Genomic DNA, 26,491 nt, shown 5'->3' with positions numbered 1-26,491 from the left:
TTTCCTTAGTATGCAACGGAGGATAATTGACCTTTCCTGAGCATATTTATCAGCGCAATGCGGTTTATTTTACTGTTATGACGAATGTCGACAGGAATAGGATTGATATAATAAATACGGGTAACTAACGTAATATTCAGTTCGTCTAAAATGACGGGTAAATCTGCCGGCGTGGTAGTACTTTCCAGTATCAGAGCGGCTCCTCCCAGAGGATGCAATACGAATGCGCTCCGAGTGACATTGGGTAGTTCATTGATTTTTTTTTCTACTATATAGGGATGGATCGTTCGTCCATCATCTAACACGACTTTATCTTTTACCCTCCCAAGCAACCAAAGTTGTCCTGTGGTGTCTGTGTAGCCAACGTCACCGGTACAGTGCCAGATACCTCCCTGTTTTCGTGGGAGTTTGTTTTCTTTCGTTGCTTGAGGATTATCAATATAGTCTTTAAGTACATGAGGTCCAGCAACCAGAATTTCACCGACATTACCGGTGGTTAGTGGGGTAATTTGCTGGGGATTGGTGGTTATCTCCCGGATACATATTTCTGCTTGTGTAACTGGTTTTCCGACCAGATAGCCATCATGTGTTGCCCATTGGTTTAACTGAGTTGACATTTCGATTGTACTGATTGGTTCGACTTCGGTAGAACCATAGACGACTAAATGCCGTGCATGTGGAAAAACGGCTAAACAGTTTTCAAGCAATGACGTGCTGGCAGGGGCGCCACCTACAATAACTATCCGTACATTGGGGAATGACAACCTGCTATTTCTGGCGTAGTCAGTGACCTTGTTCATATAGGCAGGGGCACCGCTGAGACATGTGATGCTTTTATCTTGCAATTGTTTAACAATTTTCTGTGGATCGACAGTTGCGGGATAGGCAAAGTCAAAGTCGGGCAGAATACTGCTGTTACCGCAGCACAATGAATGCAGCACCATAACGGGGAAACTGTGTAGGTCAATTTCATTCTTTTCTTCAGGAAAAAGCGCCTTTATGGCGTAAAGTTGTGCTAACAGGCTGTCATGGGTGCGGTTGGCGCCTTTAGGCATGCCAGTGGAACCAGAGGTAAAGGTAATTAACCCCGTCGTATCAGGTGGTAAATCATGGCAGATAAAACTATTTAGCGGTAAATGTTGACTGGGGGGGGCCAGCTCTTTCATGCCCCAGATACGTTGTCCAATGACAAAACGACGCAGTCGCCACAGTTCTGGGATCAGAAACCAGAATTTTCCTAACATAGGTTGGGTGATTACGGCTGATAATTTACTGTGGCGTAGTATTTCTCTAAGTTGCTTTTTAGAAAGCCCACGTTCAAGCATAACCGGAACGAGTCCCAACCCTAAGATGGCGATAAGTAATGGGTAAAGTATCAGGCTTGGCTGAACAATTACTAACAAGCGATCGCCGGTAACGAATCCAGTTTGGGTTAATAGACACTGGAAATGGGCTGCATGAGAAAAAAAGTCCCGAAAACTTAAACTACAGCCGTTATCCAGAGGGTATGGTGCTTGCAAGGCTAAATGTTCAGGATGTTTTTGGGCTGCATCGATAATGGGTTGACAAATATTTGTCATGCGAGCCTCCTGTAATAAAGCGCGTATTGATGTTTAGTGGCCGCTGATGTATTGAAGAGCCGTTCTGCAGTCTTTAATGATTTGTTATCTTCACGCATCAGGGCACCCCCTAAACGAGGATGAACTCGGCTGGCGCTCCGCTCAAATGAGTCATATAGCGTGTTATACAGTCGGCTGCCTCGGTATTGCGGTGCGACGGCCACTGTTTTCAACAACCCGATGGCGGGATGGCCTTCTTGCAGGACCGATAGACTAAGAATTAACCCAGCAATCTCGCCGTTGGTGGTTTTAGCCAGGAATGATGCAGGATAGCGACAAAATGGTTTAATAAATTCCTCACCGCAATATTGTTGGAACGTTGTCCAAGATGGAGTGGTGTAAGCGAAGTTTTCGCCAAAGACCGAGTCGATAAAAGAATATAATTTAACCTGTTCCTGCATCCATAATTCCAGCGTTAATGGAAATAATGTTGCTTGGGGATCAGGGAGTTTTTGTGCGCGTAGATAATCTTGTCGAAAGTTGTTTGCTATTGCTTGGGTGTCATCGAATAGCGAGGTATAGCGGTAACGAGTACCAAATCCCAATCCCTCTAATAAGAGAGAATAATAAGGAAGATTATAAGGTTCATGCTCAAAGGGCGGGACATCAAAATGATTAAGTCGGACGCGATAATGTCCGAAGGTTGAAAAGTTAATCGGCCCATAGAGATTACGCGCACCATTTTTCTTGGCCCATTGTTCCAAAGCGTTAAACAGCATGGTGTTGCTTGCCAGGTCATGATCGGTTTCCCAAAAGCCGAAGAATGCGGCAGGTTGGCCATCAACGCTATGAGGTACCAAAAAGCCGGCAAGACGGGTTTTCCCTGGAATACAGCCAATCCAAGCTTTGCTGTGATTAAACCAAGGATTTTCCGTGCTGAACTGCTGTTGTACCTTTTCCCGATCTTCACCAGGCCAAAGCGGCCAATCGCGGTAAATGATTGATGGAAGGTCAAGAAAGCCGTTAGGCAGTGGATTGGCCGGAGACCATTCTCCCATGAATATATCAGACATGTTCATTCCTTAATGTCAGCTCTTTTGTTGTGGTGTCGTGCAAGCGGATAACGCTCCCTGTTGCGCCATCCATGCGTACTCGATCGCCATCTTTCAAAATTTGTGTAATGGCAGGAATACCGACAATTGCGGGGATCCCCAGTTCACGAGCGACAACGGCGGAGTGTGAAAGTGTAGAACCTCGCTCGATCAATAATCCGCCTGCGGTAGGGAATAATGGGGCCCAGCCGGGATCGGTACGCACGGTACAAAGGATCTGCCCGGCTAGTGACATTTCATCCTGTGGGTTTTTAATTAAGCGGATAGTCGTTTCAACTTGTCCTGGGTAACAACCTATGCCTTGCAGCACGCTGCTATTGGTCGGGGTCTGTTGCTCTTGATAGGGGTAGCTGTAATCTTGCTGTTGATACAGTGAGCCTCTAGTGAAAAAGTGGTGAGCAGGTTCATCCTCTGTTTCGTAGCTGGCATATTCTTGCTTGCGTATAGCAACTAAGGGCTTGAGTTGGGTTTGTACTGCTGTTCCTTCGTAGCCGCTGTAGATCTCTTCTAACGTCAGGTAGAAAATATCGCGAGGTTCAGCAAGCAGCCCTTCTAGTGCATATGCCTGACCAAGCTGTATGAAAATATCCCGGTATAACCCAAACATACGCGTCCGGGTGAAGCGCATATTTTCCCGGTGGCGTATTGCCTGGCGCAGTTTCCGCAAATTTTTTTTAAAGGTGCCCATACGTTTGGAGCCAAGTCGCTCGCGTATTTGCTGAAATGCGGTATTTTCTGCCTGAGTACGCAATTTTCTTTCCCGGCTGGATAACGTCTCTGGTGTGAGGGTATCGATAGCAAGGTAGTTTTTTATTATCAGAAACAGAAAACTGGGATCTTGTTTTAGTGTAATGGTTTCCAGCTTGAGTTCGCCCATAGTACGATCGCCATATTTTTCAATATAATCAATGCATTGTTGGTAGAATGGTTCATCGAGCTGGCGTATTTGGGTTAGTAAAGTATGTGCATTGCCGTTCGTTAGCAGGGTACATAATTCAGGACGCTGACGCGCAAATTGGCACATCTTTAACAGTACTTTGGTCGGTTGGGTGCTTTCAATATCTTCGTCCCCTGAAAGGAGATCACCCAATAATGCAGCCGGGTTCTCAATGCCAGCTGCTGCCAGCCCCCGGTGTACTCGGCCATTAAACATCATTACGTAGAAATCGTTCAGGATTGGCGTCGTCCAACGTCGTAGCAGATGCTCATCCAGATATTTCAATTTCTCGATCAGTTGGCCGCTGTTGCAGGTATGTAACTCTGTTCGTTTTATGGCTGCTGCATGTTGTTTAAATTGTGCTAAAAACAACTCTACTCGCTGATCCATCGTTCTGAAGGCATATAGTAGTCGCAGTAATGCCCATCCCATTCTAGGCAGTTTTTTTATTTTATCGCCCAATGAAAGTTCTTTATCTTTAATGAAATCGACAGGATCTTCCAGCCCCATCATTCTTTCCATATCTTTCTTATTAGTTTGGAAAGAGGGGAGTAATAATAGCCCTTTATACCAATTGTTGATGTTGTAATAGATCCGGCCTTTAATTAAGCCAAGCATATTTTCCAGCATAGAACGATGTTGATTAACTTGTTTGTCTGAGCAGCCCAAAGCACGTATTGTCTGTTCATAAACGGTGGCATAACCAGCACGGGCAAAAGAGAAAGTCAGTGGTGTTGTTATTCCACAATAAGATTCCTGAATATTAGAGTTATCGAAGATAATACGGTGTTCATTCTTATCATCCAGACGGGGTAATCTGGTTATTGGCCGGGTCTGTAGAATAAAGATTTGATGGTCTTGCACCGTCCACTCGATGTCTTGTGGGCAACCGCGTGCCACCGCGATTTTTTTGCCAATATCCCGCAATGCATATATTTCATTATCGGATAAGGTTGGAGTCCACTGTTTTTCTTCTGCGACTGGTACTGTCACTGTACCGTTGCCGTTGGCGGTATCGAAGACACTTGCTGTCCCTTTTTGCGTGATATGGCGTTCGATCTCAGGCATGGTGAGATGAACCGAAAACTCATCAGTATCGCATTCACCAGAAACCACGCCTTCCCCAGTGCCCCAAGCAGATGAAATTAAGTAATGCTGTCTACTGCCGGTAACTGGGTGCGCAGTAAACATGACTCCGGAAACTTCACCGGCAACCATGTTCTGAATGATGACAGCACTGCGGATATTACCCATCGGCAGTCGTTTATGCAGGCGATATTGCAACGCACGAGTATTAAAAGCTGAAGCCATCACAGCACGTAGACTGTCGGCAAGTGCAGATTTGCCACGTTGAAATAGGTAACTATCCATCTGCCCGGCAAAAGACGCATTGGCGGCATCTTCACCGATAGCGGATGAGCGAACAGAGAAAAACGTATCTGGATTATTCTCTGACAACAAAGCCAATTCTTCTTCTAATTCTGCAGGCAGAGGGAGTGATTGTAACCATTGGCGCAAAGGGGCGGCAATGGCGTCGAGTTTTTCCTGGCTGATATCATGTGGCACGGTGGCTAACTGTTCCACAATGTTGATCGCAAATGTATCGCTAGCTAATAAGCTGTTTAGTACCTCGCTGCTGATGACCCAATAATTCGGTACAGGAAAACCATTTTGTGTCAGCCATAATAAATGAGCCGCTTTGCCACCTAAGGAATGTTCAGCTAATTTAATTGCGTCATCTTGAGTGTAGAGATATTTCATGTTATTCCACCAATGCAGCAATAGTACACGTAGATATATCATGGTCTTATTTGCACATAATATTTGTGGGTTAATAGATCAATAAGACACGAATGAATTACAAGCTATTGCTGCACCCTTATATTATTAGAGGAAGGGTAAATTAAATAACCTAATTCGATGTACTATTGATTCCGCGTTAATGAAATAAGCCAGCGGATAGTTTTCATCGTGCGCTCCATAAATGGGTAGCCAATAACATTATGTGCCATCATATAAAGCGGTATTCTTCTCATCCAGAAATCACGTAGCGCTAGCTCATAGCCGCGACGCCAATTTATCGGATCAAGAGAAATCCCCGATTGTTGTTCAAGTTCAATTCGGTGTAATTCAATATAATAGGCCACATTGTTTGTATCGATTTGTTGATGATCTAAGCTAAAGGCTAATAGTTCGACAAGGTCACGTTGTGGCAGATGCAAAGTAGACAATTCCCAATCCCAGGCACACAAACGTAATCCTTCTTCCTGTTGCCGGAAAGCGATATTACGAGGGTTGAAATCACCGTGGATCAGTGTCCGGGGCATCTGTTCGATCTCTTGCCACCAGATGGCTGAGTTATCTACCCAGTGCTGGAAATCTTGGTGTTCCTCAGCGGTTAACAAATCTGGAAATGTCTGGTGAACAAAATTGCCTAGTTTTTGCCATAGGGGTTTCGTTTGTGAAACTGTGTTAGCGTTCGAAATTTGTAGTTGTGGGAATTTCCACATAAGCTCTTCTTCTTGCCCTAACCAGATGGAGTGAACATCGGCAATTCCTCGGATGGCAGCTTCAAAGTGATTCTGTTCCCAAGGTATTTCTAGATTAATATTGTTCATTAACAGCATATCGTGCAGCAATTCTTCAATCAGGGCATAGGTTCCAGTTGCCTCGTTTTCAATCACACCATAGATAACCGGAATATAACGCATGAGCTGTGGAGCCTGTTGATTCATAATCGCTAGCTCGCGGATATGGCTTTGGTTAAATTCAAGCTGATGTGCAAAATCCTGAAAAACAGCAAACAACTCAGGGGAACAGTGTTTGGCGATATCCAGTACCATATTAACGACCTCACTCCCCAATGGTTTCAGTTTCAATATCACTGGCAGAGTACTCTGTGCGGATGTGGTCATCGTAAAGGGAAATAGACCAATTAAACGTTCCGTATAGTTTGTGCTTAGATGTGTCAGCATGCTATGCCCATCATCGCCTGAAAACTTAGGTTTGATGGTGGTCAGGTGTGCCCCTTGTAGCACCGGATTAAAATTTGCTTGTTGGAAGAATGACAGGTCAAGCTCTTGCGGGGTGCGCGGAATAATGCCACCGGTGGGGGCTGGATGGTTACGGCTAAGTTTTTCATGCGATTGGGCAAACTCATCCGCAGCAATGGCTGACAGGGTTGAAATATCAAGGGCCAGGCAATAACTCGCGATGATCTCAGCCAAGCGAGCGGTACCGTTTTCATCGGTGCAGCCCAACATATTCAGGCATTCGCGTTGGTGTGGTAAATAGGTACCTCCGCCGACTGTACCTACGATCAATGAAGGCAGTGTGATACTGCAATAGACGCGATTATCGGCAGTTAATGTCATGTGCAAATGTGCGACTGACGATTCGTGTACACAGGCGATGTCCTGCCCCAGAGCGGTAAACATCCCGGCAATAACATTTGCTGCATTAATGTTTATGCCGACCATTCCTGAAGCGATGGCTCCCTCGCAGACGTGATGATAAGCCGTGACTAGTTGTTGTGGAGTGACCCGCAAGATCTGCTGGCAGGATTCAGCATTGAGATAAACCTCAGCCACCACACGAGTTCCACGCCCTTCGATGAAAGGTTGATAAGCCACTTTTTTATCGCTAGATGTATTACCATCGATCATAAAGTGACGTAGTGGGATAAATGCCATTTTGGCTAGCTGTTGTTGGATCCATTGACATGCATACCAGGTGCAGATAGTCGTCATATTTTGACCAGCGGCAGCGGCTGTATTGTAGATAAATTGCAAATGGACACTACGTCCAATTATGTGTGGTTTTATTTCCATCAATTGCGCATGTTTGGAGTGATGTCCAATTTCATACCGTAGTTCGCTGATATGTTCGTTGATCCAATCACTGAATATTATGCTATGTGAGACGCTATAAAATTCAAAACGGGGTGCTCGTATCATACGTTGACCAAGTACACGAGCAGTCGTACCCCCTGATTGCATAATGGCTGAGGAACCACGGGATACCGATGCAATTAAAGCGGCTTCTGTAGTGGCAAGTGGTGCATAATATACCCCTTGAGCGTATTGCCCTTTTATTAAGAGAGGGCCGGCAATCCCCACAGGAATTTCTATTGAACCAATAAATCCCTCAATAGTTTTTGTTAGTTTTGTCGCGTCCAGATGGGTATTTGCTACGTGCTCTAATGCGTGCCCGGTATGTTTTGCCAAATAATCCAGACGTTTTTGCCGGGCTTCCTCGGTATATGTATAAAGATGGCGGCGGGGTAATAATTTTACCTGGGCTGCTGTTGTATGAACATCAGACACCTCTTGGCGTTTATTGCTGAATATGTCACGTGATAATTCTAGAATTGAACCCGGTGCACTGTTCTCTATGTGAGTCGTGGTATTATCTGAGACATTACTCACATATGATTGGATATTTTTTTGCAACATAACTATATTTCCTTCAATACTTAAGCAACCCAAGCTTTATTAAAATACTGGCAGCGCAAACTGAATAACCCAGAACCATAAATATTCCCACGACAACTTCATCGCGTTTGCGATTTTGAATGGTGGGGTGGCGGAGAAATTTACTCAATTGCCACAGACACAATGCATAACAAACTACCAAGATAATTACTGCCCATGATGTTATGTCATCGGTGGTGATATTAATTAGCCAAATCTGTAACACTAACATTATGGTAAGTAGTGCCGTGATAATAGCGACAGCCCCTTTTCTGCCGAAAATGGATGAATAGGTCGGTATTTCCGGGCGTTCTTCATCTGGACCTTTGCATTTGCGTGTAATTTCAAAACTAAATCCAGAGAAAAAGCATAGCCCCATCAAAACCCATATTGGAAAAGTGAGTGTGAGGTTAGGACTGGCGATATTAACCAGCCACCAGATAATGAGTGGCATGACTAACATATGGGAAATAGCATACCAAGTGAGGTGCTGGTTTAACCATTCACTGATAAAGAATTCTTTCCCCATCAGACAGGTCCAAATAAAGACTAACAGCCAGGCAAAAGTGACAGAGCCAATTCCCTGATCTAAAAATACACTCCCACCCAATTGCAGGGCAATACAGCCGATACCGAGTAACCGTAGATTTTTCAGCGTAATAATACCGCGCTGTAATATCCGCTGAGGGTGGTGTTCACAATCCAATTGATAGTCTTTATGCTCATCGAATATCCGCAATAGCAAAAAATAAGAAAAGGACATTAAGCAACCGAGCAGGATTTCCCATGATAAAACGGGCTTTTCCCCTATCGAATAAAAAGCTACGGAATAACTGATGATATAAAAGATAAAGAAAAGAGGCGCGTTTTGTAGCGGGAAGCGTTCATCCATCCATAGCTTTATCCTCTTACCAATAGATTTTGAATAAATATCTTGGCTTTCCATACACCATTCCTATTTACTGTATAAAGATCGAACTAATATACATTTGCGACAAATGACAGCCTGAGGATAGTCAATCCAGAAGCAATACTTAATGAAATCTATACGTGCTTTTAGCATCATTCCTAAGAATAACCGTAAGAAATACGTATGGACTGATGTCATACGTTAAGCTAAAAATTTGCAATCCGCTATAATCAAGATGTGTAAATTTAGATCTTAACATGCAACTTATGTTTACAATTTCATTTGTAACTGTATGTTTACTTGTATTTTTATTTTTCTATAAGATTGAGAGAATAACAGGCATTGATCTCCTGCTTTAGAATGATATCGATGGTATCTGTCCTGTTATCTGCAACGATTTTATTCCTCATATAGGTTTTTTGTGGGATAAAGTTTCCCGATATAAAATACCGGAATAAAGTAATAATGATTAATAATTTTAATTGAATTAAAGAGTCGATGTTTTGATTTAGAGCAGTTTATAAGCAGATGTTACTTTAATAACTGAAAGGTAAAATTTACAGCTGGTTCTGCATTGGATTCTTGATGTAGGATCGGAGAAATACCGATATATTCTGGCAGAATAGCTACATTACTTTGTCAAGTAAGGAGTCTGAGCTGTGTTAGGAAAAATCTGCGATCTTAATCTGCGCTGGTTTGTTACTGTCCGCGATAATCATTGGGTTATTAGTCAGCGTGAGCAGAGAAATGTTGGCCTTAGCAACGAAGTCGATGATCTGGTAGCTACCCGTAAAAAAGGTCCTGATACTTCGTCCTTCCTGCGTCGTTGTTTGTGTGTCGCAGAAGAGGCCGGACTAAGGTTGTATATTAAAATCAGTCCCCTGGAGGGCGCGGATCAATATGATCATGCGCGATTATCATGTTGATTAGGGTAGAAATTCCGGTAGATGCAGTCGGGATAGATCGGTTACTGCGGAAATCGTTTGATACCCCGGTAGAAGCGGAATTGGTACAGCAATTACGAGAAGATGGATTATTGACACTGGGCATGGTTGCCACAGATGACGAAGGTCAGGTAATCGGTTACGTGGCATTCAGTCCGGTAGATATTAATGGTGAGGATCACCAATGGGTCGGTTTGGCGCCATTGGCGGTTGCTGAAGAGTATCGCCGGCAGGGGATTGGAGAAAGACTGGTTTATGAAGGTCTGGATAGTTTGAATGAGTTTGGCTATGGCGTGGTCGTTGTTTTAGGTGATCCTCGTTATTACGGTCGGTTTGGTTTTACGCTTGCCAGTAAGCATCAGTTGCATTGTCAGTGGTCAGTATATGAGCCTTATTTTCAGGTATACGAATTAGCTGATAGCTTTTTAGCTGACTACACTGGTCTGGTGACTTACTCTCCACCTTTTAATCGTTTCTGAATTGATGCTAAGTATTCTGTTATACAGATAGGCTGGCAAATGACCAGCCTTTCTTTTTGTTGTTTACTCAACTGTTTTACCTGATATTCCAATCGAGAGGCGTTGGATTTGTCGCCGACATGACTGCTGAAAACCAGCTGCAATGGTCCTTTTCCTCTTAGTGCTTTTGCTCCTTTACCATTTTCATGCTGTGCAAAACGACGGTTGATATCTGTCGTTATTCCGGTGTACAGCATTCCTGTTCTTGTTTTTAGTAAATAAAGAACCCACTGATTTTTAGTCATATAACTTTTTTCTTAATTTTTTACTTTTGATATCTATATCTTACTCAAGTGATCATTCTATATTATTTTTCGGAATAATTTATTTTAAGTTATTATTATATAATGACTTTATTAAAAGTTGTTACATATCAATTTCATAGATATAGTGTTATTCATTCAAAAAATTTGAAAATAAATAGCAATAATTGCTAATTTTTATTCTGGCTGTTAGAGCATACTATGATCCACATCACAGAGAGTAACTCATTCCATTAAAAATTGATTAAGGATCATATGATGAAAAATGTAAAATATATCGCTGCTGTTTTAGCTTTAAGTGCTATCTCTTTTGGTAGTATAGCGGCAACTGAAGTTCAATCTTCTTCATCTCCTAAAGTGGGTATAGTTTCTGTAACAGGAGCTGATACCCTGGAAAGCCTGAGTGCCGAGTTGTCCAAAAAAGCTGACAAAGCTGGTGCATCTTCTTTCCGTATTATCTCTGCTAGTGGTAAGAACCAATTATCAGGTGTTGCTGAAATCTATAACTAATTTATAGTAGAGCATACTGAACCCTGATTCTGTCAGGAGATGTCAGAACACGCCGCGGGGTAATATTTATCCGGGCGTGGTTCTGGGTATCCAGGCAAATAAAATCCTCCTATCGGAGGGAGTGTGGACACTACAGAAAACTTCATACTTATCCGTCAATATCTCGCAAGACAACATGTCCTTACGCTTTGTACCGCTGCCTATGACGATATTTGGTGCGCGAGTTGTTTTTATGTTTTCGATGTCGATAATGTAGCTTTTTTGTTTATGACGGAATCCCATACTCGGCATGGGAGAATGATGCAAATAAACCCACAAGTTGCAGGTACTGTTGCTGGACAAATTCGGAATATTGCTCAGATAAAAGGTATTCAGTTCAAAGGGGAAGTCATTCGTCTTGAAGGTGAAAAAGATAAAGTTGCCAGAGTACGTTACTGCCGCCGCTTTCCAGTGGCAATGGCGGCTGAAACACCTATTTGGCAACTGAATCTCAGAGAGATAAAAATGACTGATAACACGCTGGGATTTGGTAAGAAAATTTACTGGCAGCGATGAAATTATCTTAATTTATGAATAATCTGGTTATGGCTGCCACGCCATAGTAAACCAGGATCATAAAGAGTTTGTACAAATTTCCCATCCACCAGCACATTAATATAGCTGACAATTTCCTGCTGAGCTTCGTTAAGGCTATCTAGCAGATAGCCAGTCCAGAGCCAAATATCTTTTCCAGGACATTCTGTTTTAACCCGTCTTACCAATTTTAGGATTACAGGAATGTTGTGTGGATGAAGAGGATCGCCACCAGACAGAGACAACCCTTGTCGTTTAATGCGGTTATCCTGTAAATCAGCAATAATTTGGTCTTCTATTTCCTGCGTAAATGGTTGGCCAGAGTTAATTCGCCAGGTACTTTTGTTATAGCAACCGTGGCATTGATGTTCGCATCCCGCGACGAATAGTGTGCAGCGAGTTCCGGGACCGTTAACGACATCAACGGAGTAGTATTGGTGATAGTTCACTTTCTTAGCCTGTTTTAATTAGCCTAATTGCCCATTTGTCAGGTGTTTTACCCTGCGTTTTACTTCTTCTTGTTTACCTGCGTTGAATGGGCGAGCGTCTGGACTCCCCAAATAACCGCAGACGCGGCGAGTTACTGATACTCTTGAAGATTCATGATTACCGCAACGCGGGCAGGTAAACCCTTTATTGGTACAGGAGAATTCACCGGTAAATCCGCAGTCATAGCACTCGTCAATGGGGGTGTTTGTTCCGTAATAAGGCACATGTAGGTAGCTGTAATCCCAGACATCTTCCAACGCTTTCAAGTTATGTTGCAGATTAGGATATTCGCCGTAACAGATAAAACCTCCATTTGCTAATGGTGGATAAGGTGCTTCAAAATCCAATTTATCGTAAGGATTAACCTTCTTTTCAACGTCCAGATGGAAGCTGTTGGTGTAATAGCCTTTGTCTGTCACGCCTTTGATAACACCAAATTCAGCGGTATCAAGGTAGCAGAAACGGTAACATAAATTCTCGCTTGGTGTACTGTATAGGCTGAAACCATAACCAGTTTCTTTTTTCCATTGATCAGTTGCTTCTCGCAGACGTTTAACAATCGAGATAGCTTTTGCGCGTAATTGTTGATCATCAAATAGATGAACTTGATCGCCATACAATGCGTTAATGGTTTCATGAATGCCAATATAGCCCAGAGAAATAGAAGCTCTGCCATGCTTAAAGATTTCAGCAATATTATCATCAGCTTTCAGGCGAACCCCGCAGGCACCTTCCATATAAAGAATTGGGGCAACTTGTGCTTTGACCCCTTCTAAACGGGTAATACGGGTCATTAATGCTTGCTTCGCCAATGTCAGGCGTTTATCTAGCAGTTGCCAGAAGTATTTTTCATCTCTTTTGGCTTCGATAGCAATACGAGGGAGATTTAAGCTGATAACTCCCAGATTATTGCGCCCTTCATGAATTTGCTCACCATTTTCTTCATAAACATTGAGAAAACTACGGCAGCCCATTGGGGTTTTAAATGACCCCGTCACTTTGACAACCTGATCATAGTTAAGAATATCAGGATACATCCGCTTACTTGCGCATTTCAGGGCAAGTTGTTTGATATCGTAGTTAGGATCACCAAGCTTATGATTCAGACCATCGCGGATAGCAAATACCAATTTGGGGAATACCGCAGTTTTGTGGTTTTTACCTAAACCCGCAATGCGGTTACGTAGGATAGATTGCTGGATTAGGCGGGATTCTTTTGAAGTACCAAGACCAAAGCCAAAAGTGACAAAAGGTGTTTGTCCGTTAGCGGTATGCAGAGTATTAACTTCGTATTCCAGTGACTGGAAAGCGTCGTAACACTCTTTTTCGGTTTGTGCTTCAGCGTAGGATTTTTTATCGGCAATATCCCATTTTGTAGCAATGGCTAAGTGTTTATCATAGCTAGCTTTAACAAATGGCGCCAATACCTCATCTATACGGTTAATTGTGGTACCACCATAAATATGACTAGCAACTTGAGCGATAATTTGAGCCGTGACTGCGGTTGCGGTTGCAATGGATTTTGGCGGTTCTATTTCAGCATTACCCATCTTGAACCCATTGGCTAACATGCCCTTTAGGTCGATCAACATACAGTTAAACATTGGGAAAAAGGGTGAATAGTCGAGATCGTGATAGTGGATTTCACCCTTTTCGTGAGCTGATACTACGCTGCGTGGCAGAATATGTTGTTTGGCATAATTTTTAGCCACAATACCTGCCAGTAGATCGCGTTGAGTTGGGATAACTTTACTGTCTTTATTGGCATTCTCGTTGAGCAGGGAAGAATTACTTTGTTCAACTAAGCCACGGATTTCCTGATTAAGATGGCTATGTAGCTCGCGGGCAATATCTCTGTCGTGACGATATTCAATGTAGATACGGGCAAGATGTTTATAGTTGCCTGACATCAATTGATTTTCTACTGCGTTTTGAATATCCCGTATATCAACTTGGCTGTGGTTAGTCATTAATTGCGTTACTGAGGATGCAACTTGAGCACAATATTCATCATCTGTGATACCAGCAGCAGAGGTGGCCCGTTTTACAGCATCCCTGATACGTTCTCCATCAAATGGTACCTGATGACCATCTCGTTTTATCACAACTGTTTTCACAATATGGTTCCTTAAGAATGTTATCCATAGATATCAGCCAGACCTGCTCGGATAATTAACTTACATATGGATGATTCTATATATAGATTTTATTATGAATTTAAACACAATATATGGTAATTAAAAGAAAAATAATAACCAGAGGATTTGATCTAAGACAAAGAATAGTCAGCTAGGTTTGGAGGGTGGAGAAAAGTAAAAACCCTTAGTCACCGACTGACTAAGGGTTTGTAGAAAACGGAGCAGGGGAGATTATCTACGAATCGCGATAGCTTCGATTTCGATTTTAACGTCTTTTGGCAAACGGGCTACTTCAACACAGGAACGTGCTGGGAAAGATGCGTTGTGTTCTTTGAAGAATGCTTCATAGGTCGCGTTAACGGTGTTGAAGTCATTCAGGTCCTTAACGAAAACGGTTGTTTTAACAATGTCACCGACAGTCAAACCTGCTTTTTCAACAATGGCTTTAACGTTTTCCAATGATTGACGAGCCTGAACAGCAATATCTTCTGCAACATCACCTGTTTCTGGATTCACTGGGATCTGTCCGGAAGTGATTACCATGCTACCTAAATCAACACCCTGAACATATGGACCAATTGCGGCTGGGGCTTTATCGGTATTAATCTCGTATGACATAGGTTCTCCTGTTAATGTAATAACTGAATGAATATTTCATCAAGGGTACTATTATAGTGCCTGTATCTGCCTCAGCAACTGGCATAGATCGTTTAATCGTTGAGTATCACTACATTGCGGTCGAACTCTTTCTCACAATATTTGCAGGTTAGCACTACGTCTTCAGATGTGACTTTAACCCGAAAACTACTTTCTACGGGTTCATTGTGGCTAATGCAGTTGCTATTAGGACAGACTAACACGCTATCAATGCGCTCCGGCAAGTTAATTGGCAGTTTCTTGACAACTTCATAGTCTTCAATACAGTTCACAGTTGCGTTCGGCGCATACATCGCAAGCTGGTTAGCCTGTTGCTCTGTAAGAAATGTGTTCTCGATTTTGATGAGATCTTTTTTACCTAATTGATTGGAAGGCAGATTCAGGCCGATGGTGATACGTTGATCAGTTTCAGTCAGTTTAAACAAAGAGAGTAATTTGAAGCCTACCTGAGCTGGGATATGGTCAATCACAGTACCGCATCTAATGGCTTCGACTTGTAGTTTATGATCTTGAGTCATAGTATTTTTTATGAATACATTTTGGTAAAACTTTTCTGTATTCACCCTCCAGACAATTGTTAAGAGTTGATATTCTTCCACTCTAGAAAGAAAATAATAACCAGTTATGTGCGCGGATTAACAAGTATTTTCTTTATCTTAATCATTCACTTAAAACTAAAGATAATAGTGCTTGACGAGCATAAATGCCATTTTCTGCCTGTTGGAAATAATAAGCATAAGGTGTTTTATCTACATCAACAGTAATTTCATCAATACGTGGTAGCGGATGCAGAATTTTGAGGTTCTCTTTTGCTCCTATTAAATCGGTAGCACGTAGGACAAATTGTGCTTTTACATTAGCGTATTCGGATGGATCAAGACGTTCTTTCTGTACACGAGTCATGTAAAGGATATCCAACTCTGGTAAGACTTCTTCAATGTTAGTATGTAGACTATAAGTAGCACCTTTTTCGTTCAACATATGCAGAATATGATTTGGCATTGCTAGTGCTTCTGGGGCGATAAAATAAAAATGGTTGCCATTAAATTTTGCCAGCGCTTGTGACAGAGAATGAACGGTACGACCATATTTTAGGTCACCAATCATGGCGATATTCAGACTATCCAGCCGTTGCTGGGTTTCCTGAATAGTGAATAGATCCAGTAAGGTTTGAGTCGGGTGCTGATTTGCACCATCACCGGCATTGATAATCGGGGTATGACCAGAAAATTCAGAGGCCAGACGCGGTGCACCTTCTTGTGGATGGCGTATCACGATAGCGTCAACATATTGGCTGATAACGGAAATAGTATCTGCCAGTGTTTCGCCTTTCTTTCCCAGGGAAGTATTACTACTATCTGAAAAACCGACAACTGAAGCACCAAGACGGTGGATGGCTGTTTCGAAAGAGAGGCGAGTACGAGTAGAAGCTTCAAAGAAACAACTGGCGATAACCTTGTGTTTCAGCAATTCAGGCTGTGGTCTGGTTTTTAGTGCGGCGGCAGTTTGCAATACCAATTCCAGATCCTCGCGGCTCAAATCATTTATCGAGATGATATGTTTGCGATATAACGGATTAGCCATTTTTCACTCTCCTCTAATACTGACATCCGGGTGTAGCGATCATCAATTGATTACCGGGCAAAAAAAAGCCCCTCATTGAGGGGCATTAAATGATCGGTTTAGCTGCGGGAAAAACAATGGCTGCTGGCTGCCTTCGGGCAGTTGCACTCGCACTTTAGCTTGACGAAAATAAGCGTTGTTTTCCATGATTTCTCCCGGCAAATTGCGGCGCATTATACTCGTGAAAAATCTCACAGCAAGTATTTGCCAGAAGAAAAATGATATTGGCAGCATCACACCTTTGTAGACATAATCCTGCCGATATTTAAATAATCAGATTTTCAAATCCTTTGCTAGTGTTGCCACCATTACCGCTTTAATGGTATGTATGCGATTTTCTGCCTGATCAAATACAATACTGCGTTTTGATTCAAAAACTTCATTGGTGACTTCCAGCCCGCCATACATACCAAACTCGGCTGCTAGTTGCTTACCTAATGTTGTTTCTTCATCATGGAATGCAGGCAAGCAGTGCAGGAATTTTACCTGTGGATTACCTGTCATTTTCACCACATTCATATTTACTTGATAAGGTTTCAGTAGACTAATTCGTTGTTGCCAAATTTCTTTTGGCTCTCCCATCGAAACCCAGACATCGGTATAAAGAAAATCAGCATCTTTAACACCTTCGGCGATATTTTCAGTTAACGTAATTTTACCGCTGATTTTTTCAGCCAGTTCTTGGCATTCAGCAACCAGTGTCGTGTCTGGCCAGTATTCTTTAGGAGCAACCAGTCGAACATCCATACCTGTCAATGCAGCGGCTTCTAGCATACTATTCCCCATATTGTTACGGGCATCACCCAGATAGGCAAATTTGATTTCTGACAGCGGTTTCTCTGGTTGATGTTCTTGGATAGTGAGTAAATCTGCCAGTAACTGGGTAGGATGAAATTCATCGGTCAGGCCATTCCATACGGGGATACCGGCGTGTTCTGCCAGTGTTTCAACAACCTTTTGAGCATAGCCACGATACTGAATACCGTCATACATGCGACCAAGTATACGAGCGGTATCTTTAATTGATTCTTTATGGCCAATTTGGCTACCACTAGAGCTGAGGTAAGTGATATTTGCCCCTTGGTCAAAAGCAGCTACTTCAAATGAACAGCGAGTACGTGTGGAATCTTTTTCAAAGATCAACACAATATTTTTGCCTGTTAATAAAGCTTTTTCTGTGCCGGATTTTTTAGTCGATTTTAATTCAGCGGCCAGTTTTAGAAAGGCGTAAATTTCTACTGAAGAAAAATCAAGTAACCTTAGGAAATTACGTTGATATAACGGATTCATTATTGGGTGCCTCTGCATTCATTTGTGCATTTATATTCAATTTATATCTATAAAAATTCAATTTCAACTCTGTATTAGATTTCTTTGACGTAAATAGTGGTTAGGCTGACTGTGGTGTGGGAGAATGAACGCCAGGACAGCCAACTGATTGAGGGCATTGGGTATGGCAAATCAAAAAGACTTAGAAGAACAGCGCGAAGAAACGCGCCTTATTATTGGAGAATTATTGGAAGATGGTAGTGATCCAGATGCGCTTTATGCCATTGAACACCACTTTTCTGCAGAAGATTTTAATCTATTAGAACAGGCTGCTGTTGAAGCCTTTAAATTAGGTTATGAAGTGACCGATGCGGAAGAATTGGAGATTGAGGATGGCACTATCCTTATGTGTTGTGATGTTATTAGTGAATGTGGATTGAATGCAGAGCTGATCGATACCCAGGTTGAACAACTGATGAATCTGGCCGAAAAAATCGGTGTCAACTATGATGGCTGGGGTACTTACTTTGAAGATCCTGACGCACAAGATGATGAGGACGATCTACCGGAGCACGGAGGAGATAGGTTTCATTAAGGTATCGAGGTAAGAAATGATAGAGGGATAGCTTACAGGTTTCCACTCTGTAAGTTGCCCTTTATTAATTTAAAGTGTGGTTAATTCTTATTTCGTTTTTATAGGTTATAGAAATTTATATTTCAATTGAACTGAACGTTAATCTCTGCTGATTTTTCAAAGTAGAGCTCCCATTGCTAAGAAAATAGCCATTACGGTTATCATTCCTCCACCTAGTATGTTCACTAACCTCATTCTTTTTTCAGTAAAAGATGCGCGCGAACTCACTGCATGCGCGGCAGCGACCCATGCTGTATCTATCACTAAGCCTAAGCCAATCGGTATCAATGAGAAACTGAGCAGGGATAAAATAGGGCTGTCTATTCCTTCGGCTAAAAAGCTTGGGACTATCGTACCAAACATAATCAATGCTTTTGGATTCGTTGCGCCAACGATTATTCCTAGCGCTAATGTCTGTTTATTTTTCTTGGAACTAATATTCTCTCCAACTCGCAGTGGCTTCGAAAAAAAAAGATACTGGAAACCGATGACCAGTAAGGCAATAGCGCCCAGCAGACGAATGACCATTAAAGCTGTGCTGGATTGTGTGAGCAAAGAGCCAATTCCCAAGGCAAGGACCACGGCAACGCAATAGGTTCCGATTGCATTACCAATCACTCCACGTAATGCGTTGGCCCGTCCTACTGACAGCGCTTGCCCCACAATGAACATGATACTTGGGCCAGGAACAGCGATCAGTATTGAGCTAGTTAGCAAGAGCCCTAACAAACCTTGAAGTGTAGTAAAATTTGTGAACATAAAGTAGCCTTCGTCATCTAGTGCAGGGGCATGAATTTTTTAGATAAAAATGGTTATCCTGCCCCTGACGTGTTAGTTAAATTTCGCTGTACATATCTAATACAATATAATCATGATTGTTTGGCAAGCAATGCCAATGTTGGCTGAATCCGCAGCGCTTCTGCAATCTCCTCTTCGTTCATGAGGGGATAGCACTTTTCGACAAACTCATCAAGCACTGGCAACATGCTTCGGCGCTCTTCAATGCCGAGTGCACAGGCGCAGGCATTGAAAGCGACATTCCTGTACTGATCAACATTGGTCTCGGTATCTACATAGTCATCAATATCCCAACGACCAATAAGACTTTCTTGCATATGAAAGGCACTCACTTCTACACCCTCGCGGAAAACGTGAAACACGGGGTGAATATAAGCACTTTGAGAAGTGTCAAAATGATCAGCTGGTAACGTAAAGTAATGTGTAGGGAGTTCTCCATTGCCATACCGATGGAATCCATATTCGAATACCACCTCAAGGCGATTTTGCTTATTTCCCCAACGCTCGTTGTTATATTCTCGCGAAAATGGAGGCCATACGCGAGCGCACACAACACTTGCATCATCACATTCTTCGAATGTGACTATGTTTCCGAAATAGCTGAAAAGCTCAAATAGTGGCATGCTTGTACTGACAAGATCTACGAGAAACTTGGAGAGAGATACCAGCGCATCAGAAGGATTATTAAGGGGTATTCTGTATTCAAATATTGGTTTGAGAGCTATGCCGTGATATTTCTCAGCAATGATATTTCCAAGCGCTTGAATATTACATCGAAAACCATGTACAAATCCGGAAGCGGCATCTGGATCATTAACTCGCATAGGAGCACCAATAAAATAGAGCCCAGGTATGTTCACTGACTCCCAGCTTGATGTAAGCAAACAGTATTTGCCTTTGCCATCAACATCTGGTCGAACAGTATCCATATCGAAAATATCTGATAAGGTATAGTTGAATCCACAACATACAATGACATCGTCAACGATACCTGTTCGTTTCATCCATCTTGGTGGAGACCAATGGAGGCAAGGTGTCTCGTAGCTAACCAATAATTGTCCTTTATGCTTCCCATTAGCGATTCGACGAATTTCAACAATGCGGTCACTGACAATATTGTTGTTGGATTTGAGTTGCATTAAATCGAAAACATCTGAGACTTGAGCACGTAAATCATGCACATTATGAGTCTGCCGGGCGAATAGCGGTAATGATCTCGTGACAACACGTGTTTCGGCTGTGATATCGATAAGGTGGTGTGCAATTTCGAAAGCAGAGTTACCTCGTCCAAGTACCACCACGATTTTATTTCTATAGTGCTCAGCAGCGGTATTTGGATCGAAGTTTTCATAAAAGGTACAGGTCTCAGCATTAAGTCCTTTAATATCTGGCACAATTGGTTTTGATACACCGGTAGCACAAAATATTCGATCCGCTGAGATATGCAGAGAATCAGAAATCTCGATAATAAAACGCTCATTCTCTTTCATTATTCGTCGAACGCGCATATTAGTGTGTATACATTTTGTGAGTTCCATTTTGTCAGCCACATATTTTAGGTACTCTTTATAGAGTTTCGCTGATGGCCAATGTGCTGATGTCCATTCTGTAAATCGAAGTTTTGGATCTCTCGCGACATCTTCAGCATCAATAGTACTGAGAGTGTGCCAGTCATAACGCATCCGATAGGTATGATTGTCTCCGGGAACATATTTTTTGTTGAGAGAGATCAATTCTCCACATACAGGAAATCTATCCCATTGACCACCAACAGTCTCGTTTGCTTCAAGTAAGAGATATTCAATACCGCGTTTACTAAATTCAAGGGCCATATTTAGCCCAGCAGGACCGCCACCAATAATAATATTAGGATAATGGTTTCGCATTATACTTATCTCCGCTAGTGATAATATTAAGATAATGAAATTTCATTATATTTACCTCTTGTGCTGATGAATTGATATAAGGATTTAACATTTATCTCTGCTTAATTTTAAGCTCTTTCATAATTTATTTTTAGTGATGTCAGAAGGGGGATAGATCAACTTCCCTTCTTTAAAAACTAAAAAATTTGGCTAATGAAATATATTATTTTCTCTAAGGAACTATTTATTAAAAATAATGTTTATGGATGAAATTCCTGCCTCTTAATTGAATTTTTTATCCATAATGCATGCGGGAAGGATACTCTCAAATATCGATACGAATTTCAAATATAAAGTTATGATTAGTTGATTCAGCAATGCCATATATTATTTGTCATCTATAATAATGGAGTGATAATAAAACGTAATAAACTTCCAATTATTAATTGAGGAAGTGTTTTTGATAAGATTTTTGTAATTATTTATACCAATTTAACTTGAGTATTAATATTTCAATATCTTAAAGGTAATGTTAACGATATTTCTCTGGGACAAATTGTTTTAATCCAGTCCGGAAATAATAATTTGTTACACATGATTAAGATGGTGAATTCAGATATTGTACTGTTTCAGCTGATAAAGTTTCTTTGACCTTGAATAAGATGAAAAACTAAATTCAAATTATAGCCTAAAATTCTATCTTCGATGGGGAAGAGGGATAAATGAGAATATCAATAATTTCATCAAACAATACTTTCCAAAAGAATAACATTTAAGTAAGGATCAAATGGGGAGAATTTTAGCTATGTAAATGCAGAGGATATATACTCAAGACACTTCAAAGTGCATGTTTGAAAAACGATTATATTGTTGAATTTAAATGTTTTTATGTCTGGCGGCTCAAGCATCTTGAAGTTCATTCGGTATATACCCAATAGATTTCAAGATGCATCGCGACAGTCAGGGAGCGAATCCCCGGGAGCATAGATAACTATGTGACCGGGGTGAGTGAGTGCAGCCAACAAAGAGGCAACTTGAAGGATGAAGGGTATAGAAGGGCAAAGCTCAGGAGGAGGGAACAAAACTTTGCGTTTCTATATGGATACAAATGACGAAGGTAAAGAAGTAGTAAAATTTAGCGTAATTTAATTAACAGAAGTGCAGAATTCTGAACGCTTCCTCTGCATAGCTGAATGTGTTCAGGATTCTGTGTCAGACCTTCGCTACCCATATTTTTTGTACAATATTCCAGCTATTAAGAGAAACCATCTCTTGAAAGAAAAGAGGGTCACTTTCTTATTTGGAAACGTCGGTACCGAAATATTGGGTAGAAATGCGCAGATAGGTACCATCAGTTTTAATGTCGGAGAGTGCCTTATCGATAGCTGCTTGTAATTCTGGTTCGCCTTTACGAATTAGAATACCGACCTGATCGCCATTGGGTTCAGATGCGACAACTTTCACCGGTGCATTAGGTTTGTGTTTTTTAAAGTCCAGATAGGACAGATTATCATTAATGGTTGCATCAGCCCTGCCTGTAGCAACCAGATCGATCGCCTGATTAAATCCTTCTGTAGGGACGATTGCCGCACCAAAACGTTTTGCTAACTGCGCATAGTTGCTGGTTAAGCTATGGCTTGATGTTTTACCTTTCAGGTCACTAAACGCCTTGATATTGTCATTGTTTTGGCGAGTGATAAGTACGGCTTTGGAGATAATATACGGAGTGGAAAAGTCATATTTTTTCTTGCGCTCTGGCGTGATAGCGACTTGGTTGAGTACAGCGTCGTAGCGTTTGGCATCCAGCCCGGCAATAAGCCCATCCCATTTGCCTTCAGTGAACTCTGCTTTGACATTTAGGCGATGGGCAATTTCGCGGCCAATCTCAACGTCAAAACCGGTTAAAGTTCCTGAAGCATCGTGATAGGTAAATGGTGGATAGGTTCCTTCGGTAGCGATTTTGAACACACCCGTTGATTTAATCTTATCAAGGCTAGATTCTGCACTGGCAGAATGTACAATGCCGAATTGAATGACACCAGCTAATAATGCGGTAAAAAATACTTTCATTTTGTTTCTCCAATCTGTCAAAAAATTTATTTATTTGATCATCATTGATTGATGTAAAGAGCAATGATGACAAGGGATTTTTAATGGTGGGTTATATCTCCCAATCCGGTAAGGTATTGGTTAAGGTTGAAACAAATTCCACAGTACGTTGTTTCAGGGCACGGGTAAAAATCGTTTTTGATGTTCCTGATTCGATAATTTCCCCAGATTCTAAAAATATGACGTTGTGGGCAAGATTAGCGGCCAGACGCAGATCATGGGTAGCCATTAACATAGTGGTCCCTTCTTTGGCTAACTGCTTTAATACGGCAACAACTTCCTGGGACAATTCTGGATCAAGCGCGGAAGTTGGCTCGTCGCATAATAACACTTTGGGCGAAAGTGCTAGTGCCCTGGCAATCGCGACACGTTGCTGCTGACCACCGGATAGAGTGGCTGGCGAGACATCAGCCTTGTGCAGCATACCCACCTTTTCCAGCAGTTCAAGCGCTCGATTTTTTGCCTGTTCATGTGACCATTTCTGAACCCAGATTAGCCCTTCCATAATGTTTTCAATGACGGTGAGGTGGGGAAAAAGCTGAAAGTTTTGAAACACCATGCCGGTTTGTTGGCGGATCCGTTGTACGTCCTTGTGAGCAATTCGCTCTTTACCGATGAAGGTCATGCTTTCATTGCCAATTTGCAGCTTCCCGGCCTGAGGAATTTCTAATAAGTTGATACAGCGTAACAGTGTGCTTTTGCCGCTTCCTGATGGACCGATCAATGCAGTAAGGTTGCCTTCCTCAATGGTAAGATCGATATTTTTCAGGACTTTTTGCCCGTTAAAACTTTTTTCAATGCCGTTGAGCTGTATCATTTTCTAATTCCTTTGTGTCACTCTTTTGCGAAAATTTCTTTTCCAGACGGGCTTGTAATGATGATAATACTGAACTGATGATTAGATAAATTATTGCAGCTTCGGTGTAAAGAATGAGAGGTTGATAAGTCACGGCGGCAATACGTTGTGCGGCAAGAAAAAGTTCCGGTACTGTGATTACAGAGGCCAGTGAAGTATCTTTCACCAGTGAAATAAAAGTGTTTGAGAGAGGTGGAATAGCGATTCTAGCAGCCTGAGGCAGAATGATTCGGCGTAATGATTGGGGCCAGCTCATACCGATAGAATAAGCGGCTTCCCACTGCCCTTTTGGCACGGATAATAAAGTCGCGCGGATTATCTCAGATGTATAGGCGCCGATATTCAGAGTGAAACCGATAACGGCTGAGGTAAATGCGGCTAGCGTAATGCCGACGCTGGGTAGAGCATAAAAAATAAGAAACAGTTGTACAAGCAGTGGTGTACCACGGATTAGCCATACATAGAATTTGGCGACAGCAACAAAGGGCTTTGGTCCATACAGCCGGATTAGTGCAACAATAAAACCCAGTATGATACCAAGAGTAAAGGTAATAAGTGTGAGTGGAATCGTGAAAGTAAAGCCAGCATAAAGCATAGGCCAAAAAGAATCGAGTACTAAATTGAACCAGGAGGGTTCCATATATTTTCCCTATTGTATGAATATAACAATATATTTATATATAATTTTTCAAATATCATATGGCAAGCTAGTAGTTTATATATATAAAATAAAGTTATATCATATTGCATTTTTCGATATATCGAAAAATTTGTATAAATTAATATATTTTATATTTGATTGAAATATTACCTAATTGCTCAGATAAACGAGGTTAACGATAAGGTTCCCTGGTCGGAATTTGTATCCGACTTTTAGGGAACGAGGACATTTAAGTAAGAGATGTGTCACTTATTCGGCAGTATTGACGCCAAAGTATTGAACCCAGATGCGTTGGTAAGTGCCATCAGTTTTTATATCAGTTATTGCTTGATCAATGGCAGTTTTTAGTTCTGATTCTCCTTTGCGGAGTAAAATAGCTGTCTGCTCTGCATTGGGATGGGAAGCAACAATTTTCACCGGTGCATTTGGTTTGTGCTTCTTATAATCCAGATAAGATAGGTTATCGTTGATTGTCGCATCGGCTCTGCCGGTACTAACTAGCTCTATTTCCTGGCTAAACCCATTAGTGCCGATGATTTCTGCACCGTTATGTCTTGCAATTTGGGCGAAGTTATTGGTCAGAGTATGTGCTGAGGTTTTGCCTCGTAAGTCGCTGAATATTTTTATGCTGTCGTTATCTTTATGGATTATAAGCACAGCTTGAGATGTGATATATGGAATGGAGAAATCATATTTTTTCTTGCGTTCAGGCGTAATTGCAATTTGATTAATGACAGCATCAGAGCGTCCAGCATCCAACCCGGCAATAAGTCCATCCCATTTTCCTTCGATAAATATGGGTCTTACATTTAGTCGCTGTGCAATTTCACGACCGATATCAACATCGAAGCCTGTTAAAGCACCTGAAGCATCATGGTAGGTAAATGGTGAATAAGCCCCTTCGGTTGCAATTCTGAATACACCCGTTGATTTAATCTTATCAAAAGTTGATTCTGCATTGGCTGAATGTACAAGACTGAATTGAATAGTATTTGCCAATAATAGGGTAAGAAGTATTTTCATTTTATTTCTCTAGGTTATTAAAAGTTGGTGACGTAATTTATCTGGAAATACGTGAGCGTTATGTGTTGTTAACTTAATAATGTCTACCAGAATAGATTGTTAGGATTAATAAATAATCGACTATTAAATTAAACCAAAACACATGATAATTAAACCCGTAATTAGTAATAAATATTTATTTTTGTGAATTTATTTACAATATAATATGATAATTCTAATGATTTATATATAAAATAAAATTATATCATATTGTGATTTTAAATATATAAAGGTGATAAATTAATGAAATGAATAATTATTAGGTATTGTCCTATTAAGAGAATAAGGATTGTTATTTTCAATATATTCTATGATATTTATATACCCGTAATCATTGAAGATGCTTGATTTTATCCGAAATGGAGATCATTATCCTCGCTATGAAAATATTTATTACATCAGAACAAAAAATCAAACTTGAGCGTCTTCACGACACCACTCGCGATGGTCGAGTACGAGACAGAATAAAAGCTATCCTTCTGGCTTCTGAAGGGTGGAGTTCTGTGATGATCGCCCAGGCATTGCGACTCCA

24 protein-coding genes and 1 pseudogene are annotated in these 26,491 nt (G+C 41.4%); 6 read left to right on the top strand and 19 right to left on the bottom strand.

Going from position 1 to position 26,491, the window contains the following annotated elements; genetic code table 11:
* Nucleotides 1–5: 5 nt before the first annotated feature.
* The 5 genes from BO26_RS07045 to BO26_RS07025 all read right to left on the bottom strand — a co-directional run bounded on the left by BO26_RS07045 (nucleotide 6) and on the right by BO26_RS07025 (nucleotide 9,026).
* A complete protein-coding gene (locus BO26_RS07045; protein ID WP_036770368.1) occupies nucleotides 6–1,580 on the bottom strand; it encodes a fatty acid CoA ligase family protein in 1,575 nt (524 codons plus the stop codon).
* Nucleotides 1,577–2,632, bottom strand: a complete 1,056-nt coding sequence (locus BO26_RS07040; RefSeq protein ID WP_036770366.1) for a hypothetical protein — start codon at nucleotides 2,630–2,632, stop codon at nucleotides 1,577–1,579. The genes BO26_RS07045 and BO26_RS07040 overlap by 4 nt, the downstream gene beginning before the upstream one ends.
* A complete protein-coding gene (locus BO26_RS07035; protein WP_236637374.1) occupies nucleotides 2,625–5,369 on the bottom strand; it encodes a phosphoenolpyruvate synthase in 2,745 nt (914 codons plus the stop codon). The genes BO26_RS07040 and BO26_RS07035 overlap by 8 nt, the downstream gene beginning before the upstream one ends.
* Before the next feature lie 164 nt (nucleotides 5,370–5,533).
* On the bottom strand, nucleotides 5,534–8,062 hold the full coding sequence (locus BO26_RS21525; protein WP_051690901.1) for a phosphotransferase: 2,529 nt from the start codon (nucleotides 8,060–8,062) through the stop codon (nucleotides 5,534–5,536).
* A 13-nt stretch (nucleotides 8,063–8,075) separates the two neighbouring features.
* A complete protein-coding gene (locus tag BO26_RS07025) occupies nucleotides 8,076–9,026 on the bottom strand; it encodes a prenyltransferase (protein ID WP_036770360.1) in 951 nt (316 codons plus the stop codon).
* A gap of 623 nt (nucleotides 9,027–9,649) precedes the next feature.
* Between BO26_RS07025 and BO26_RS07020 the strand changes: the two genes are divergently transcribed.
* Together BO26_RS07020 and BO26_RS07015 are read left to right on the top strand one after the other, a co-directional pair.
* Nucleotides 9,650–9,916 (top strand): hypothetical protein, encoded by a 267-nt coding sequence (locus BO26_RS07020; protein WP_051690900.1) that lies wholly within the window; start codon nucleotides 9,650–9,652, stop codon nucleotides 9,914–9,916.
* Nucleotides 9,910–10,413 (top strand): GNAT family N-acetyltransferase, encoded by a 504-nt coding sequence (locus BO26_RS07015; RefSeq protein ID WP_036770358.1) that lies wholly within the window; start codon nucleotides 9,910–9,912, stop codon nucleotides 10,411–10,413. The genes BO26_RS07020 and BO26_RS07015 overlap by 7 nt, the downstream gene beginning before the upstream one ends.
* On the opposite strand, the gene BO26_RS07010 is transcribed toward BO26_RS07015, so the two are convergent.
* Nucleotides 10,386–10,697, bottom strand: coding sequence for a GIY-YIG nuclease family protein (locus BO26_RS07010; RefSeq protein WP_036770355.1), 312 nt, complete (start codon nucleotides 10,695–10,697; stop codon nucleotides 10,386–10,388). The two genes, BO26_RS07015 and BO26_RS07010, sit on opposite strands and share 28 nt — an antisense overlap.
* 276 nt (nucleotides 10,698–10,973) lie before the next feature.
* On the opposite strand from BO26_RS07010, the gene bhsA reads away from it, so the two are divergent.
* Nucleotides 10,974–11,225, top strand: coding sequence for a multiple stress resistance protein BhsA (gene bhsA, locus BO26_RS07005; RefSeq protein ID WP_036770353.1), 252 nt, complete (start codon nucleotides 10,974–10,976; stop codon nucleotides 11,223–11,225).
* 123 nt (nucleotides 11,226–11,348) lie between these two features.
* Entirely contained in the window at nucleotides 11,349–11,780 is a 432-nt protein-coding gene (locus BO26_RS07000; RefSeq protein WP_036770351.1) for a YhbP family protein, read from the top strand.
* 2 nt (nucleotides 11,781–11,782) lie between these two features.
* Here BO26_RS07000 and nrdG read toward each other — a convergent pair whose 3' ends face one another.
* The 7 genes from nrdG to argF all read right to left on the bottom strand — a co-directional run bounded on the left by nrdG (nucleotide 11,783) and on the right by argF (nucleotide 17,995).
* A complete protein-coding gene (gene nrdG, locus BO26_RS06995) occupies nucleotides 11,783–12,247 on the bottom strand; it encodes an anaerobic ribonucleoside-triphosphate reductase-activating protein (protein ID WP_036770350.1) in 465 nt (154 codons plus the stop codon).
* An 18-nt stretch (nucleotides 12,248–12,265) separates the two neighbouring features.
* A complete protein-coding gene (gene nrdD, locus BO26_RS06990; RefSeq protein ID WP_036770348.1) occupies nucleotides 12,266–14,404 on the bottom strand; it encodes an anaerobic ribonucleoside-triphosphate reductase in 2,139 nt (712 codons plus the stop codon).
* Between the two features lie 252 nt (nucleotides 14,405–14,656).
* Nucleotides 14,657–15,043, bottom strand: a complete 387-nt coding sequence (gene ridA, locus BO26_RS06985; protein WP_036770346.1) for a 2-iminobutanoate/2-iminopropanoate deaminase — start codon at nucleotides 15,041–15,043, stop codon at nucleotides 14,657–14,659.
* Nucleotides 15,044–15,135: 92 nt separating this feature from the next.
* Nucleotides 15,136–15,600, bottom strand: a complete 465-nt coding sequence (pyrI, locus tag BO26_RS06980) for an aspartate carbamoyltransferase regulatory subunit (protein ID WP_015836076.1) — start codon at nucleotides 15,598–15,600, stop codon at nucleotides 15,136–15,138.
* 142 nt (nucleotides 15,601–15,742) lie between these two features.
* Nucleotides 15,743–16,666 carry an aspartate carbamoyltransferase gene (gene pyrB / locus BO26_RS06975; RefSeq protein ID WP_036770344.1) on the bottom strand — a complete coding sequence of 308 codons (924 nt, stop codon included), beginning with the start codon at nucleotides 16,664–16,666 and terminating at the stop codon, nucleotides 15,743–15,745.
* 72 nt (nucleotides 16,667–16,738) lie between these two features.
* Entirely contained in the window at nucleotides 16,739–16,939 is a 201-nt protein-coding gene (locus BO26_RS06970) for a hypothetical protein (RefSeq protein WP_036770341.1), read from the bottom strand.
* A gap of 39 nt (nucleotides 16,940–16,978) precedes the next feature.
* The gene (argF, locus tag BO26_RS06965; RefSeq protein ID WP_036770338.1) at nucleotides 16,979–17,995 is read right to left on the bottom strand and encodes an ornithine carbamoyltransferase; all 1,017 of its coding nucleotides are present in this window, start codon (nucleotides 17,993–17,995) and stop codon (nucleotides 16,979–16,981) included.
* Nucleotides 17,996–18,158: 163 nt separating this feature from the next.
* Between argF and rraB the strand changes: the two genes are divergently transcribed.
* Entirely contained in the window at nucleotides 18,159–18,569 is a 411-nt protein-coding gene (rraB, locus tag BO26_RS06960; protein ID WP_036770335.1) for a ribonuclease E inhibitor RraB, read from the top strand.
* Between the two features lie 156 nt (nucleotides 18,570–18,725).
* On the opposite strand, the gene BO26_RS06955 is transcribed toward rraB, so the two are convergent.
* The 6 genes from BO26_RS06955 to BO26_RS06930 all read right to left on the bottom strand — a co-directional run bounded on the left by BO26_RS06955 (nucleotide 18,726) and on the right by BO26_RS06930 (nucleotide 25,920).
* Nucleotides 18,726–19,325 carry a LysE family translocator gene (locus tag BO26_RS06955; RefSeq protein ID WP_236637365.1) on the bottom strand — a complete coding sequence of 200 codons (600 nt, stop codon included), beginning with the start codon at nucleotides 19,323–19,325 and terminating at the stop codon, nucleotides 18,726–18,728.
* Between the two features lie 152 nt (nucleotides 19,326–19,477).
* Nucleotides 19,478–21,292, bottom strand: a complete 1,815-nt coding sequence (locus BO26_RS06950; RefSeq protein WP_036770330.1) for an NAD(P)-binding domain-containing protein — start codon at nucleotides 21,290–21,292, stop codon at nucleotides 19,478–19,480.
* Between the two features lie 1,275 nt (nucleotides 21,293–22,567).
* On the bottom strand, nucleotides 22,568–23,341 hold the full coding sequence (locus BO26_RS06945) for an amino acid ABC transporter substrate-binding protein (RefSeq protein WP_036770328.1): 774 nt from the start codon (nucleotides 23,339–23,341) through the stop codon (nucleotides 22,568–22,570).
* Nucleotides 23,342–23,432: 91 nt separating this feature from the next.
* Nucleotides 23,433–24,197: an amino acid ABC transporter ATP-binding protein gene (locus BO26_RS06940; protein ID WP_036770325.1), complete on the bottom strand. Its 765-nt coding sequence runs from the start codon at nucleotides 24,195–24,197 to the stop codon at nucleotides 23,433–23,435.
* Complete coding sequence (locus BO26_RS06935; protein WP_036770323.1) at nucleotides 24,175–24,876, bottom strand: amino acid ABC transporter permease; 702 nt, start codon at nucleotides 24,874–24,876, stop codon at nucleotides 24,175–24,177. Before BO26_RS06935 ends, BO26_RS06940 begins: the two co-directional genes overlap by 23 nt.
* Nucleotides 24,877–25,146: 270 nt before the next feature.
* Nucleotides 25,147–25,920 (bottom strand): amino acid ABC transporter substrate-binding protein, encoded by a 774-nt coding sequence (locus BO26_RS06930; protein ID WP_036770321.1) that lies wholly within the window; start codon nucleotides 25,918–25,920, stop codon nucleotides 25,147–25,149.
* Nucleotides 25,921–26,339: 419 nt separating this feature from the next.
* Here BO26_RS06930 and BO26_RS23065 point away from each other — a divergent pair.
* Nucleotides 26,340–26,491: pseudogene (locus BO26_RS23065) on the top strand (IS630 family transposase); the annotation flags it as partial.

Origin of the sequence: Photorhabdus australis DSM 17609, from assembly GCF_000711895.1 — a bacterium.
Classification (GTDB): domain Bacteria; phylum Pseudomonadota; class Gammaproteobacteria; order Enterobacterales; family Enterobacteriaceae; genus Photorhabdus; species Photorhabdus australis.
This window is presented reverse-complemented; position numbering and strand designations above follow the sequence as displayed.

Bases quoted from the DNA above. Each gene is read 5' to 3' on its own strand.
- bhsA (WP_036770353.1), top strand. From the start codon at position 10,974: ATGAAAAATGTAAAATATATCGCTGCTGTTTTAGCTTTAAGTGCTATC.
- BO26_RS06935 (WP_036770323.1), bottom strand. From the start codon at position 24,876: ATGGAACCCTCCTGGTTCAATTTAGTACTCGATTCTTTTTGGCCTATG.
- BO26_RS07035 (WP_236637374.1), bottom strand. From the start codon at position 5,369: ATGAAATATCTCTACACTCAAGATGACGCAATTAAATTAGCTGAACAT.
- BO26_RS06930 (WP_036770321.1), bottom strand. From the start codon at position 25,920: ATGAAAATACTTCTTACCCTATTATTGGCAAATACTATTCAATTCAGT.
- BO26_RS06950 (WP_036770330.1), bottom strand. From the start codon at position 21,292: ATGCGAAACCATTATCCTAATATTATTATTGGTGGCGGTCCTGCTGGG.
- pyrB (WP_036770344.1), bottom strand. From the start codon at position 16,666: ATGGCTAATCCGTTATATCGCAAACATATCATCTCGATAAATGATTTG.
- BO26_RS07045 (WP_036770368.1), bottom strand. From the start codon at position 1,580: ATGACAAATATTTGTCAACCCATTATCGATGCAGCCCAAAAACATCCT.
- ridA (WP_036770346.1), bottom strand. From the start codon at position 15,043: ATGTCATACGAGATTAATACCGATAAAGCCCCAGCCGCAATTGGTCCA.
- BO26_RS06940 (WP_036770325.1), bottom strand. From the start codon at position 24,197: ATGATACAGCTCAACGGCATTGAAAAAAGTTTTAACGGGCAAAAAGTC.
- BO26_RS06945 (WP_036770328.1), bottom strand. From the start codon at position 23,341: ATGAAAGTATTTTTTACCGCATTATTAGCTGGTGTCATTCAATTCGGC.
- rraB (WP_036770335.1), top strand. From the start codon at position 18,159: ATGGCAAATCAAAAAGACTTAGAAGAACAGCGCGAAGAAACGCGCCTT.
- BO26_RS07025 (WP_036770360.1), bottom strand. From the start codon at position 9,026: ATGGAAAGCCAAGATATTTATTCAAAATCTATTGGTAAGAGGATAAAG.
- BO26_RS06970 (WP_036770341.1), bottom strand. From the start codon at position 16,939: ATGCTGCCAATATCATTTTTCTTCTGGCAAATACTTGCTGTGAGATTT.
- BO26_RS21525 (WP_051690901.1), bottom strand. From the start codon at position 8,062: ATGTTGCAAAAAAATATCCAATCATATGTGAGTAATGTCTCAGATAAT.
- BO26_RS07010 (WP_036770355.1), bottom strand. From the start codon at position 10,697: ATGACTAAAAATCAGTGGGTTCTTTATTTACTAAAAACAAGAACAGGA.
- BO26_RS07015 (WP_036770358.1), top strand. From the start codon at position 9,910: ATGTTGATTAGGGTAGAAATTCCGGTAGATGCAGTCGGGATAGATCGG.
- BO26_RS07040 (WP_036770366.1), bottom strand. From the start codon at position 2,632: ATGTCTGATATATTCATGGGAGAATGGTCTCCGGCCAATCCACTGCCT.
- pyrI (WP_015836076.1), bottom strand. From the start codon at position 15,600: ATGACTCAAGATCATAAACTACAAGTCGAAGCCATTAGATGCGGTACT.
- argF (WP_036770338.1), bottom strand. From the start codon at position 17,995: ATGAATCCGTTATATCAACGTAATTTCCTAAGGTTACTTGATTTTTCT.